The organism is Faecalibacterium sp. i25-0019-C1 (assembly GCF_042854225.1).
GTDB lineage: Bacteria > Bacillota > Clostridia > Oscillospirales > Ruminococcaceae > Faecalibacterium > Faecalibacterium taiwanense.
In genome coordinates this window covers 1,982,219-1,994,388 of the sequence record NZ_AP031428.1, presented here as the reverse complement: position 1 = coordinate 1,994,388, position 12,170 = coordinate 1,982,219, and the positions used below count along the sequence as shown (strand labels likewise).

At 60.7% G+C, this 12,170-nt stretch carries 11 protein-coding genes; 6 read left to right on the top strand and 5 right to left on the bottom strand.

Features of this window, described 5'->3' with window-relative positions; all coding sequences use genetic code 11:
• Positions 1–48: 48 nt before the first annotated feature.
• Positions 49–918, bottom strand: a complete 870-nt coding sequence (locus ACGHUK_RS09860; RefSeq protein WP_097775237.1) for a patatin family protein — start codon at positions 916–918, stop codon at positions 49–51.
• Between the two features lie 228 nt (positions 919–1,146).
• On the opposite strand from ACGHUK_RS09860, the gene ACGHUK_RS09855 reads away from it, so the two are divergent.
• Entirely contained in the window at positions 1,147–1,740 is a 594-nt protein-coding gene (locus tag ACGHUK_RS09855) for a xanthine phosphoribosyltransferase (RefSeq protein WP_005944437.1), read from the top strand.
• A gap of 58 nt (positions 1,741–1,798) precedes the next feature.
• On the opposite strand, the gene ACGHUK_RS09850 is transcribed toward ACGHUK_RS09855, so the two are convergent.
• On the bottom strand, positions 1,799–3,688 hold the full coding sequence (locus ACGHUK_RS09850) for a penicillin-binding protein 2 (protein WP_223389246.1): 1,890 nt from the start codon (positions 3,686–3,688) through the stop codon (positions 1,799–1,801).
• Positions 3,689–3,790: 102 nt separating this feature from the next.
• On the opposite strand from ACGHUK_RS09850, the gene ACGHUK_RS09845 reads away from it, so the two are divergent.
• From ACGHUK_RS09845 to ACGHUK_RS09825, 5 genes are all read left to right on the top strand, one after another.
• A complete protein-coding gene (locus ACGHUK_RS09845; protein WP_097781606.1) occupies positions 3,791–4,930 on the top strand; it encodes an FtsW/RodA/SpoVE family cell cycle protein in 1,140 nt (379 codons plus the stop codon).
• Positions 4,931–5,083: 153 nt separating this feature from the next.
• Positions 5,084–6,388: a UDP-N-acetylglucosamine 1-carboxyvinyltransferase gene (locus tag ACGHUK_RS09840; RefSeq protein ID WP_223389249.1), complete on the top strand. Its 1,305-nt coding sequence runs from the start codon at positions 5,084–5,086 to the stop codon at positions 6,386–6,388.
• Positions 6,389–6,496: 108 nt separating this feature from the next.
• On the top strand, positions 6,497–7,669 hold the full coding sequence (ftsZ, locus tag ACGHUK_RS09835; RefSeq protein WP_044954030.1) for a cell division protein FtsZ: 1,173 nt from the start codon (positions 6,497–6,499) through the stop codon (positions 7,667–7,669).
• A gap of 35 nt (positions 7,670–7,704) precedes the next feature.
• Positions 7,705–8,235, top strand: coding sequence for a hypothetical protein (locus tag ACGHUK_RS09830; RefSeq protein ID WP_223389251.1), 531 nt, complete (start codon positions 7,705–7,707; stop codon positions 8,233–8,235).
• Between the two features lie 149 nt (positions 8,236–8,384).
• Positions 8,385–10,733 (top strand): diguanylate cyclase domain-containing protein, encoded by a 2,349-nt coding sequence (locus tag ACGHUK_RS09825; protein ID WP_390574222.1) that lies wholly within the window; start codon positions 8,385–8,387, stop codon positions 10,731–10,733.
• Positions 10,734–10,797: 64 nt separating this feature from the next.
• Here the strand turns inward: ACGHUK_RS09825 and ACGHUK_RS09820 are convergent, their stop codons facing one another.
• From ACGHUK_RS09820 to ACGHUK_RS09810, 3 genes are all read right to left on the bottom strand, one after another.
• The gene (locus ACGHUK_RS09820) at positions 10,798–11,379 is read right to left on the bottom strand and encodes a hydrolase (protein WP_097781609.1); all 582 of its coding nucleotides are present in this window, start codon (positions 11,377–11,379) and stop codon (positions 10,798–10,800) included.
• A gap of 2 nt (positions 11,380–11,381) precedes the next feature.
• Positions 11,382–11,603: a YdbC family protein gene (locus tag ACGHUK_RS09815; RefSeq protein ID WP_120079997.1), complete on the bottom strand. Its 222-nt coding sequence runs from the start codon at positions 11,601–11,603 to the stop codon at positions 11,382–11,384.
• A 96-nt stretch (positions 11,604–11,699) separates the two neighbouring features.
• The gene (locus ACGHUK_RS09810) at positions 11,700–12,128 is read right to left on the bottom strand and encodes a hypothetical protein (protein ID WP_338428200.1); all 429 of its coding nucleotides are present in this window, start codon (positions 12,126–12,128) and stop codon (positions 11,700–11,702) included.
• Between the last annotated feature and the right edge of the window lie 42 nt (positions 12,129–12,170).

Below are 12,170 nucleotides of genomic sequence, written 5' to 3'. Positions count from 1 at the left end.
CGTGATGCCGCGAAAACATCACATGTAGGATATCTGTTTGTGCCGCCGTTACTCTTCCGCTGCAGCTTTGGATTCGTTCACAAAGGCGGCGATCTTATCCACCTGAATTTCGGCAACGGCACGGCCGGTCTCGTAGACGCGGCGCAGCTGGACCGGATCGCGCTCCATGGAGCCGATCTCCAGCGGGATGGGCGGGCGGATGACGAACGCCTTGCCGGTCTGCTCCAGCATGGCAATGTGATCCAGCGTTTCGTTGTAGCGCTCGTGACGGTCGGCAACGGCTTCCACGAAAGCGGGGTAGCGCATGTAGCGTGCCCGGATGACGGGCAGCATCTTGTTCTTCTTTTTCACAAAGCCCTTGGGCTGGGTCAGCACAATGAGGTTGCGTTTGTAGCCGATGGACTCGAAGAACCGCACGGGGATGGAATCGGCAATGCCGCCGTCCAGCAGCTGATAATGGCCGATCTTTACGATCTTGGCCGCCAGCGGCATGGAAGCGGATGCCTGCATCCACTGGATATCCTCGGCATCGCCGGTGCGGCATTTGTGATAGATGGGGTCGCCGGTACGCACATCGGTGCACACCACAAAAAAGTCCATGGGGTTCTCTGCAAATGCCTTTGCGTCGAACACGTCCAGCTTTTCCGGCACGGTGTGGTAGCAGAACTGCTCACTGTACAGGTTGCCGGTGCGCAGCAGGTTGCCGAAGCTTGCGTAGCGCTTATCGTTGCAATACTGGGTGTTGTAGCGGATCACACGGCCGATCTGATGGGACTTGTAGTTGCAGCCGAACACCGCACCGGCCGAAACGCCAATGGCACCATCCAGCACGATGCCATGCTCCATCAAGACATCCAGAACACCGGCGGTAAACATGCCGCGCATGGCACCGCCTTCCAGCACAAGACCCGTTTTCATATATGCTCTCCCCTCCTGTGTGCCGGTGCACAGATGCCGGACACACCTTATATTAACTACAGTATACTCGAATCTGTAAAAAGTACAAGAGCGGAAAACCTATAAATTTATCAAGAAAACCTCTTGCCAAAGGAAAGAGCATCCGGTATACTAAGTGAAATAAAAAGAGAAATATGCGCTGCAAACGCATGGGCATGGAAAAGATCAGGTTGGAGGAACTGCTGCACTATGAAGATGCTGGAAGATCGTATTCGCAAAGATGGTATCGTACGCGAGGGCAATGTGCTCAAGGTGGATAGCTTTATCAACCACCAGATGGACATTCCGCTGTTCCGGGAGATGGCAAAGGAGTGGAAGCGCCTGTTTGCAGGCAAGCCCATCAACAAGGTGCTCACCATCGAGGCCAGCGGCATTGGCATTGCAGCCATCGTGGCCAGCGAGTTCAACGTGCCGGTTGTATTTGCCAAAAAGTCCATGAGCATCAATCTGGACTACAACAACTACGAGACCAAGATCCAGTCCTTCACCCACAAAAAGATCTACAATGTGATCGTCTCCAAAAAGTTCCTCACCCCGGAAGACCATGTGCTGATCATTGACGATTTCCTTGCCAACGGCTGTGCCCTGATGGGCCTGCTGGATCTGGCCCAGGAGGCCGGTGCCACAGTGGAGGGCATCGGCATTGCTGTGGAAAAGGGCTTCCAGCAGGGCGGCGAGCTGATCCGCAGCAAGGGCATCCAGCTGGAGAGCCTTGCCATTGTGGAGTCCATGAACAGCGAGACCGGCGAGATCGTCTTCCGCGAGCAGCCGCAGCAGAATTAAACAAAAAAACATTGCAGCCCCGGGAAAGTCGGAAGACCTTTCCGGGGCCGTTTTTTGCTTACGCCCCGTCAAAGCTGTCACCGTCGGCGGGCAGGTCGGCAGCGGTCTGGGCGGGATCGGTATCGGTTTCCGGTTCCACGGCGCGGGGCACGCCCTTGTACACCAGCGTCTGTTCCAGAACCTCGGCGCACACCGGGGCTGAAAGGCTGCCGCCGGCAGTCGTCCAGCTGTGGGGTTCGTCCAAGCACACCAGACACAAAAACTGCGGGTCGTCGATGGGAGCCACGGCCACAAAGCTGGCAATACGGGCTTTTTCGTCGGCGCTGTCCAGCTTCTGGCTGGTGCCGCTCTTGCCGCCCACCCGGTAGCCTTGGATGCGGGCATTGCGCCCGCCGCCGTAGAGCACCACGGCTTCCATCATCTCACGCATGGTTTCAGAAGTTTCCGGTTTGATCACCTGCCGCCTGCACACCGGCTCTGTGTGCTGCAGAATGCTGCCGTCCGGGTTCAGGATATCGCTGACAAGATAAGGCTGCATCAGCCTGCCGCCGTTCACCACAGCGCACACGGCTGCGGCCATTTCCATATAGGAGATCTTGCTGCTCTGGCCGAAGGCGCAGGAGGCCAGCTCCACCGGCCCCATGCGGTCGGCGGTGTAGTACAGACTCTTTTTGGGTTCGGCGGGCAGATCGACCCCGGTTGGCTCCCGCAGGCCGAAAGCGGCAAAGTAATCGCAGAAGGCTTCCTTGCCCAGCCGCGCGCCGATCTGGATAAAGCTCTGGTTGCAGGAATTTTCCAGCGCCTGGGTCACGGTCTGGCTGCCGTGGCGCTTGTGGTTGGCGCAGTGGAACCGTGTGCCCGCCACCGAGATGGACTCGCCGCAGTAAAAGGTGGAGTTTTTGCTCACAGCCCCGGCATCCAGCGCGGCGGCGCAGGTGATGAGCTTGAACACGCTGCCCGGCTCGTACAGGTCGCTGACGGCCTTGTTGCGCCACTGGGTCTGCTGGGCCAGCTGCAGGGCGGCAGCGCGCTCGCTGCCGGTAAGGGCATCCACGGCCTTGCGGGCGGCTGCATCGTAGATCACGCGCGGCTGGTTCGGGTCGTAGGCAGGCGTGGTGGACATGGCCAGCACGGCCCCGGTGTTCACGTCCATCACGATGCCCACGGCGCGCGCCGCCACATGATGCTCCTTGACCGCATAATCCAGCGCGTTTTCAAGGTAATGCTGGATGTTGGCATCGACAGTCAGCCGCAGGCCGCTGCCTTCCAAGGGCACTTTTTCGGTCTCGTAGCTCTGCTCCAGTGTGTAGCCCCAAGCGTTGACGGCGGTGAGCACCACACCATTCTGCCCGGTGAGCACATCGTTATATTTCAGCTCCAGCCCGCTCACACCGGCGTTGTCTACATTGGTAAAGCCCAGCACGCTGGCCAGAAATTCCCCCTCCGGGTACCAGCGCTTGGAGTCCTGATTGATGCGGATGCCGGTGATGCCGTTCTCTTCACAAAAATCCCGCACGCGGTCGGCGGTGTCGCGCTCCACGCGGTAGCGCAAAAGGCAGTCGTTGGAGGTGCGGTCACTGAATTTTTCCAGCAGCTTCGCTTCGTCCAGCTCCAATATTTCCGCAAGGCCTTGCGCGGCAAGGCTGAGCTTTTCCTCCGGCATCTCGCGCGGGGAGGCCCGCAATGTCCAGCAGCTGCTGTTGGCGGCAAGCAGTACACCGTCGGCGCTGTAGATACGGCCCCGGTCGGCAGGCACCACAGTATCGCGCAATTGCTGGCCGAGGGCACGGCTCGCATACCAGTCGCCTGAAAACAGCTGCAGATACGCCAGCCGCGCGGCAAGCCCCGCAAAGCAGACGCAGCACATCAACGCGGCCACCAGCCGTGCCCGGGCATGGAATGCCCGTTCCGGCAGGGTGCGCAAGGGGCGCGGCTCCGGTTTTGGCATGGCAGGCACCTCCTTCTCTGGGCAAGTGTATGCGCCGGTGCGCCGGGTCTATGACTAACCGGCACCGCCGCCGCGTACAATAAAGGAACGGAGGTGATACGGATGCACAAAGCTGCTGCCCATGCAAAGCGCGGCCTGCCGCTGCGGCATCTGCCGGCCATGGACCTGCCGTTTCTGGTGCTGGTGCTCACGCTGGTGGGCTTTGGCCTTGTAATGCTGGGCAGTGCCAGCAGTGCAGTGGCGCTGTACCGGCGGGGCGATGCTTTTGCCTACCTGCGGCCGCAGCTGCTGTATGCTGCGCTGGGCATCGGGGCCATGTGGGTGGCAAGCCGGGTGGACTACCATATTTACCACAAGCTGGCATGGCCGCTGCTGGCGCTTTCAATGGTACTGCTGACGGCGGTGCTGTTCATGCCGGAGTACAACGGCTGCAAGCGCTGGCTGGTGCTGCCGGGCCTGGGCACACTGCAGCCCAGCGAGATCGCCAAATTTGCGGTGGTGCTGGTGTTTGCGCATATCATTGCGCTCAACCACGACCGCATGGGCAGCTTTGCGGTGGGGGTGCTGCCCTTTGCACTGGTGCTGGGAGCGGTGGCGGTGCTCATGCTGCTGGAACCGCACCTCTCCGGCACCGTGCTTATTTTGGGCATCGGCGCGGTGCTCATGTTCGTGGGCGGCACCGGCCTCAAGTGGTTCGTGCTGGCCGGGGCGGGCGGTGCAGCGGCCATTGGAGCTGCCATCATCATTATGCCGGACCTTGTGCCCTACGCGGCCAGCCGTCTCAGCTCATGGCTGGACCCCTTTGCCGACCCGCTGGGCGACGGCCACCAGACCATCCAGAGCCTGTATGCCATCGGCTCCGGGGGTGCGGCGGGCCTTGGCCTTGGCAGCAGCCGCCAGAAGCACCTGTTCGTGCCCGAACCGCAGAACGACTTCATCTTTTCCATCCTGTGCGAGGAGCTTGGCTTTGTGGGAGCCTGCGCGGTGATCCTGCTGTTTGCACTGCTGCTGTGGCGGGGCATCACGCTGGCGGCGCATGCACCGGATCGGTTCGGTGCGCTGCTGGTAGTGGGCTTTGTGGTGCAGGTGGCCCTGCAGGCAGTGCTGAATATGGCGGTAGTCACCAACACCATCCCCAATACCGGCATCAGCCTGCCGTTTTTTTCCTCCGGCGGCACCAGTCTGATGATGCTGCTGGGCGAAATGGGCATCGTGCTGTCGGTGTCCCGCGGGGAGACATAAAACCGGGCGTTCCCTGCCATAAAACGACAGCATCCGCTGCCGACGCAGCTACAAATAACCGGACAAACAAATGACACAACTGCAGACAAAATAAACAAAAAGCCTTCGCGCCGCATAGCATGAGGTATCTTTTGCGGAACGGGGGCTTTTTGCATGGGCGGAGATCTTATCATCACAGGCGGCATGCCGCTGAACGGCACAGTACACATCCCGGCAGCCAAAAACAGCGTGCTGCCGCTGCTGGCAGCGGCCCTTTTGTGCAATGGCACGGTGCGTTTTCTGCAGGTGCCGCATCTTGCGGATGTGGACACCAGCGTGGAGCTTTTGCAGGGTGCGGGCTGCACGGCCCGCTGGCAGGGCAGCGACATCACGGTGCAGGGCGTGCCTTCCACCTGCCGCCTTGCGCCGGAAGCCGCCGCGCGGATGCGGGCATCCATTTTGTTCTGCGCACCGCTTCTGGCGCGGCTTGGCCGGGTGGAAACGGTGCTGCCCGGCGGGTGCCGCATTGGTGCAAGGCCGGTGGACCTGCACCTTTCCGGCCTTGCGCAGATGGGCGTGCACTGCCGGGAGGAGGGGGCAAGGCTGATCCTGACAGCGCCTGCCGGACTGCACGGTGCGGACATCACACTTGGGTTCCCCAGCGTGGGTGCTACCGAGACCCTGCTTCTGGCAGCAGCTGCGGCGCAGGGCGAGACGGTCCTGCGCGGGGCCGCACGAGAACCGGAGATCAGCGATCTGGCAGCATTCCTGAACCGCTGCGGCGGCTGTGTACAGGGCGCGGGCACCAGCACCATCCGGGTGCAGGGCAGACGAATGCTGTATAGCTGCAGCTTTGCGCCCATGGCCGACCGCATCGTGGCATCCACCCTTGCCTGTGCCTGCGCGGCGGCAGGAGGTCGGGTGGAACTGACCGGCTGCAGGCCGGAGACCTATGCACCGCTGCTGGAAATTCTGGCACAAATGGGCTGCAGGATAGAAACAGGGCCGGAAAGTGCGGTCATTACCCGGCTGGGCGCGCTGCACGGCGCGGGCAGAGTGTTTACCGGGGTATACCCGGCACTGGCAACAGACGCAGCGCCGCTGCTTGCTGCTGCCATGCTTGCCGCCGACAGCGCCAGCAGCATCGAGGATGTGGTGTTTGAGCGGAGATTCGGCTGTGCAGAGGGTTTTGCGGCTTTTGGAGCCGCTGTGCAGGTGCAGGGACGCACACTGGACATCCGGCCGGTGCGGCAGCTGCAGGGCGCGTGTGCACGGGCTGCGGACCTGCGCGGAGGCGCGGCACTGGTGGTGGCCGCGCTGGCGGCAAGGGGACGGAGCCGCATTACCGACACCGGTTACATCGACCGCGGATATGCCGGTTTTGCACAGATGCTGGCGGAACTTGGTGCCCAAATTGAGCGGGAAATGCCGCGGGAAAGCGCCAGCGAGAAAAAAACACCTTCAAAAAAGCAAAATTGACTTGCATTCAGGGCAAAAAGATGATACGATACAGTTATATAAGTGTAAGCAGATAATTTCTGTGCGCTATGCGCAGTTTTACGATAAAATCCGATGGAGGACAAAGTTATGGCACTCATGCTCGATGAAGAAATGGACGAAAACGTTACGACGATCAAGGTGATCGGCGTGGGCGGCGGCGGCGGCAACGCTGTCAACCGCATGGTCAGCGACGGCCTGCAGGGCGTCGAATTTATCGCAATGAACACCGACCAGCAGGCTCTGGCCAAGAACCACGCTGCCACCAAGGTGCAGCTGGGTTCCAAGCTGACCAAGGGCCGCGGTGCCGGTGCAGACCCCGAGATCGGCCAGCGCGCCGCTGAAGAGAGCAAGGACGAGATCGCAAATGCGCTCAAGGGTTCCCAGATGGTGTTTATCACTGCCGGTATGGGCGGCGGAACCGGCACCGGTGCAGCACCCGTTGTGGCCGAGGTGGCACATGATCTGGGCATCCTGACCGTTGGCATCGTCACCAAGCCCTTCTCCTTTGAGGGCAAGCGCAAGATGGGTCTGGCAGAGCAGGGCATTGCAAACCTGCTCATGCATGTGGACAGTCTGATCGTCATTCCCAATGAGCGCCTGAAGATGATCAGCCAGGAAAAGATCACCCTGATGAATGCCTTCCAGGCAGCCGATAACGTGCTGCGTCAGGGCGTTGAGTCCATTTCCGCTCTGATCAATGTGCCTGCCTTCATCAACCTGGACTTCGCCGACGTGCGCTCCATCATGAAGGATGCCGGCTACGCACACATGGGCGTGGGCAGCGCCAAGGGCGCAGGCAAGGCCGAGAACGCCGCAAAGGCTGCTATTTCTTCTCCGCTGCTGGAGACCAGCATTGCCGGTGCACACGGCGTGATCATCAACATCACTTCCAGCCCGGACATCGGTCTGGAGGATGTGGAGACCGCAGCAGGTCTCATTACCCAGAGCGCACATCCCGATGCAAACATCATCTGGGGTACTGCGTTCGACGAGAACCTCTCGGACGAGATGCGTGTGACCGTGGTTGCTACCGGTTTTGACAACAAGAGCGCAAGCGACCTGCGCAGCAGCATCAGCAATGCAATGGGCGGCGCACAGTCCACTCCGTCTGCTGTGTTCAGCAGCGAGACTGCAAGCCCGGCAGCTTCTGCCGCAGGCGGCGCTGCACCGGCACCCACTGCTGAAAAGCCCGTGGAAGAGGACAACAGCGATAATGGCTATTACGACCAGCTGATGGCCATGCTGAACAAGCGCAGATAAAAGGCTGGCCGTCATAAGCGGATCAGGCGTATCGGATGGATCGGAGGGACACCATGGCGCAGGGCAGGCAGCAGAACAATGGTTCGCGGCAGCGCTGTGCCCAGTCTGCCGCGGCAAAGGCTCCGGCAGAGCCGCCCAAGGCGGTGTGTGCCCAGCTGGAGCAGATGAACCGAAAGCTGGCAGCGGCCAGTGCGGAAATTTTGCGCTATCAGACCCGTCTGTTTGCCTGTGAACGGCAGATGGCCGCGCTGCGGCAGGAAAATGCCCAGCTGGAAGCGGCCTGTGAGCAGGCGCGGCAGGAGGCTGAGTGCGCGGGCGCTCATGCAGAGCAGCTGCGTCAGGAGCTGGCCCGCCATGCGGAAGCTGTGCGGCCTGTGCCGGTTGCGGCGCATACGCCCCCGCAGCCGGAACCATCGGCAGCGCAGAGTCCGCGGCCGGAGCCGGAGGCCGAACAGCCCGGGCCGGAGGCTCCGCAGCCTGCTCAGCCGGACTGGAAGCCCCAGACCAGATTGGAGCACCTCTCGGTGGAGCTGATGAACTGGTTCGACGATATGATGGGCGCATGACGGAAAGCTGGATGACCTGCAAAAAAAGCAGATATGAGTGAAATGAAAAGCTGCTGCAAAGCGCAAAGCTGTTGCAGCAGCTTTTTTTGTGGTCCGGTAGGAAACGGAAGACCCTGCGGCCGGAAGTACAGGAGCGAGGAGCGGTTGAGATGGAACCAAAACAGAAAATACTGATCGTGGATGACTCGGAGATCAACCGCGCCATGCTCAAGGAGATTCTGGGCGAGGGCTACGAATATCTGGAAGCCGAGAACGGCCTGCGCGCGATCGAAATTCTGCGCAGACGCACCGATATCGCGCTGGTGCTGCTGGACCTGATCATGCCGGAAATGGACGGCTTTGATGTGCTGCGGGTGATGCAGTGCTATGCATGGCAGGAGGAGATCCCGGTCATTGTGATCAGCGCGGCAGAGGACACCCGAAGCGTCGAGCGCGCCTATGATATGGGCGTGGCCGATTACATCCGCCGCCCGTTCGAGCGGGTCATGGTGCTGCGCCGGGTGAAGAATGCGCTCATGCTTTACGCAAAGCAGAAGCGCCTTACCCGCCTTGTGACCGATCAGGTATACGAAAAAGAGCACAACGGTGTGCTGATGATCAACATTCTGAGCCATGTGGTGGAGTTCCGCAACAGCGAGAGCGGCCAGCATGTGCTGCACATCCGCACCCTGACCGGCCTGCTCCTGCATCAGCTGGCGCAGAAGACGGACCGCTACCAGCTGGATGAGAGTGATATCTCGCTGATCAGCACAGCATCGGCGCTGCACGATATCGGCAAAATCATGATCCCGGAAGAAATCCTGAACAAGCCCGGCCGCCTGACCGAGGAAGAGTACGCCACCATCAAGACCCACACCACCGAGGGTGCCAGGATCCTGAAGGGGCTTGCCATCGGGCAGGACGAACCGCTGGTAAAGGTGGCACACGCTATCTGCCGCTGGCACCACGAGCGGTGGGACGGCGGCGGCTACCCGGACAGGCTCAAGGGCGACGAGATCCCCATTGCAGCACAGGTGGTGGCACTGGCCGATGTGTACGACGCACTGACCAGCGAGCGCTGTTATAAGCAGTCCTACAGCCACGAAAAGGCCGTTGACATGATCCTGCACGGCGAGTGCGGCAGCTTCAATCCGCTGCTGATGGAATGCCTGAAAGAATCCTCGGAGTTGTTGCGCACAGAGCTGCAGCGCTCGGAGTATGACCGCGGTTTCCGCCACGAGACCCGTCGCCTTTCGGAGGAGATCCTGCACCGCGAAGCTCTGCCCCGTGAGGATCGTGCCCAGCGCCTGCTGGATCTGGAACGGGAGCGCACCGCTTTTTATGCCGAGCAGCGCGGCGGTATTCAGTTCGATTACGATATACTCAGCGGCAGCGTGACTGTGGTGAACCGCTACGAGGACCCGGTCAACCGAACCCAGAAGCTGGACTTTGATAAGGGCATGGGCCTGACATTTCTCTCCGGCAAGGACCGCCGCAAGCTGCTGGATGCCATTGCAGCCGCAACGCCGGAAGAGCCGGATGCCGCATTCTTGGTGCTGATCGCGGTGGATCAGGAATACCGGCTGCACCGGCTGGTGATGCACACCATGTGGAGCCGCGCCGGTGTGCGCCACTGCGTAAGCGTGGTGGGCCAGATCACAGATGACCATGCCCGCCTGCAGGAGCTGATGCTGGGCGATGTGAACAGCGACCAGCCGGAAGCACTGCTGGAACGCCTGAAGGGCATTTTTGACATCGTGCGTCTGGTGGACCCGGAAAGCACCAAGGTGCTGAGCCTGGGCAAGGATGGCCGGCTGACCGAGATGCCCGGCACCTGCCACATGGTGTGGAACAAATCGGGCCGGTGCGAAAACTGCATTTCCAGTAAGGCCCTTGCCCGCAAGGAATCCCTGAACAAGATCGAGTTCAAGGACGATCAGGCTTATTTTGTCATGGCAAAGTATGTGGAAGTGGGCGGACGCGGCTGCGTGCTGGAAATGGTGTCCAAGCTTTCGGACGGACGCTGGCTGGATATGGGCGGCCGCCGGATGCTGCTGGACCGCGGCTCCAACTTTGACCGCAGTGCCTTTGTGGATTCGCTGACCGGGGCATACTCCCGCCAGTACTTCGAGTGCTTCCTTGCGGAGAGCGAACAGGTGGAAGGCGTAGTGATGATCGACGTGGATCGCTTCAAGGAGGTCAACGACCGGTTCGGCCATCTGGTGGGCGATAAGGCCCTGCAGAGCGTGGCACAGTCCATCCTGAGCAACCTGCGCCAGACCGATGTGCTGGTGCGCTATGGCGGCGATGAATTCCTGCTGCTGGTGCCGCACATCCGGCCCGGGGAACATGTGATACAGCGCGTGCGGGAGGCTGCGGCCAGTGCCAGAGTGGAAGGCTACCCGGAGCTGGAGCTTTCGGCCAGTGTTGGCGGTGTGTGCGGTGTGCATCCACTCACCGAGGCCATCCGTCAGGCAGATGAAAAAATGTACCAGAATAAGGCCGAGCGCAAAAATTAAACAAAACAAAGCCCGGACAGGCTGCAGTATCGCACTGCTGTGCCTGTCCGGGTATTTTGTTTTTTCAGCGCACAGCGCTGGTGCGGTGCTCCATCAGATAGGTGGCTTCCAGATCAGCGATGTGCAGCTTGACGGCAAGGGGATACTTGTCGTAGGCTTCCGAGATGGCAAAGCAGCCGCCCCGGGCCGCATCGTCAAAGCCGCCCATGTGCCAGCGGATGGCAACGGCCTCCTCGACCCGCAGCTTCATGAACCGCTCGATGAGGAACACGCTCTTTTCGCCGTGACCGTAGGGGAACAGATCCTCCACGCTGTAGCTGGGCACCTTTTCCCACTGGCCGGTCGCTTCGTTTTTCACGTTGCGGGTGCCGGGCTTGTAGTAGTTGGCCTTGCACAGATCGTGCAGCAGTGCACAGATGGCAAAGGTCTCCTCGCTGTCGCCCTCGGTAAAAAAGGTGTCGTGCAGCGCATGGTAGACGTTCAGGCTGTGCATACACAGCCCGCCCTCACACGCACCGTGGAACCGGGTGGAGGCCGGTGCCGTAAAGAAATCGGTCTTATGGTCCAGCCAGTCCAGCAGCTTTTCGCTGCCGGGGCGGGTGATGTGCTGCTGCCAGATCTGCAAAAACTCTTCGCGGCCGCCCATGCTTACAGCTCCAGCTCGTCCAGAAGGCCCTTGAGGATGGCCATTTCGTCGTGGCTCAGGGAAATGCCCTTGCCCATGCGGGTGCCGTCCGGGGACCAGTCGCGGATGTCGTACTTGGGTTCGCCGTCGTTCCAGCTGATGAGGTTCAGCTGACGCTCCCAGCCGCGGGGACGCTCCGAGAGAACTGCAATGCGCTGAACAACTTCATATTTGATCTCTGCCATGATGCAAAACCTGCCTTTATCTTTGTTTGCTACCATAATAAGGGAAGCGGACGCAGATTTCAACAGGTAGAGCAAAAATAATTTGAAAAATTTTTGTTAGCCGTAAGGTGCATCCTCGCGCCAGTCCACAAGGCTCAGCACCTGAGAAGCATCCTCGTCCGGGGCCGGATGGCAGGAATGGGTGTGCTGGTCTGTGCTGAACAGTCCGGGTGCATAGTGGGCCATCACGCTGGTCTGCACATCCCCGGCCAAAAATTCCCGGGCGTTCTTCTGGTAACAGGCGGCCGGGGTGCCGTTGGTCATGGGCACACCCTGCGGGGCGCTGTTTGTGTCCGGGTGCGGGGTCTGGCCCGGTGTTTCGATCTGCGGCGGCACCTGTGTGCCGGGGGCAGCGGGGTCGCCGGGCAACAGGGGATCCGGCTCCCTGCCTAGCGGCGGGCTGCAGCGGGTGCAGCTGTTTTCCGGTGCGGCGGCAATGCCGGGCTGGTGTTCCAGCTCATGGCGGATAAAGGGCGTCAAGCTCATTAGAAAATCACCTCCGCCCATAGGATGCCCCGGAAAGATGTA

Excerpts from the sequence above, each read along its gene's own strand:
- ACGHUK_RS09855 (WP_005944437.1), top strand. The coding sequence starts at position 1,147 with ATGAAGATGCTGGAAGATCGTATTCGCAAAGATGGTATCGTACGCGAG.
- ACGHUK_RS09825 (WP_390574222.1), top strand. The coding sequence starts at position 8,385 with ATGGAACCAAAACAGAAAATACTGATCGTGGATGACTCGGAGATCAAC.
- ACGHUK_RS09810 (WP_338428200.1), bottom strand. The coding sequence starts at position 12,128 with ATGAGCTTGACGCCCTTTATCCGCCATGAGCTGGAACACCAGCCCGGC.
- ACGHUK_RS09840 (WP_223389249.1), top strand. The coding sequence starts at position 5,084 with ATGGGCGGAGATCTTATCATCACAGGCGGCATGCCGCTGAACGGCACA.
- ACGHUK_RS09845 (WP_097781606.1), top strand. The coding sequence starts at position 3,791 with ATGCACAAAGCTGCTGCCCATGCAAAGCGCGGCCTGCCGCTGCGGCAT.
- ACGHUK_RS09830 (WP_223389251.1), top strand. The coding sequence starts at position 7,705 with ATGGATCGGAGGGACACCATGGCGCAGGGCAGGCAGCAGAACAATGGT.
- ACGHUK_RS09820 (WP_097781609.1), bottom strand. The coding sequence starts at position 11,379 with ATGGGCGGCCGCGAAGAGTTTTTGCAGATCTGGCAGCAGCACATCACC.
- ftsZ (WP_044954030.1), top strand. The coding sequence starts at position 6,497 with ATGGCACTCATGCTCGATGAAGAAATGGACGAAAACGTTACGACGATC.
- ACGHUK_RS09850 (WP_223389246.1), bottom strand. The coding sequence starts at position 3,688 with ATGCCAAAACCGGAGCCGCGCCCCTTGCGCACCCTGCCGGAACGGGCA.
- ACGHUK_RS09860 (WP_097775237.1), bottom strand. The coding sequence starts at position 918 with ATGAAAACGGGTCTTGTGCTGGAAGGCGGTGCCATGCGCGGCATGTTT.
- ACGHUK_RS09815 (WP_120079997.1), bottom strand. The coding sequence starts at position 11,603 with ATGGCAGAGATCAAATATGAAGTTGTTCAGCGCATTGCAGTTCTCTCG.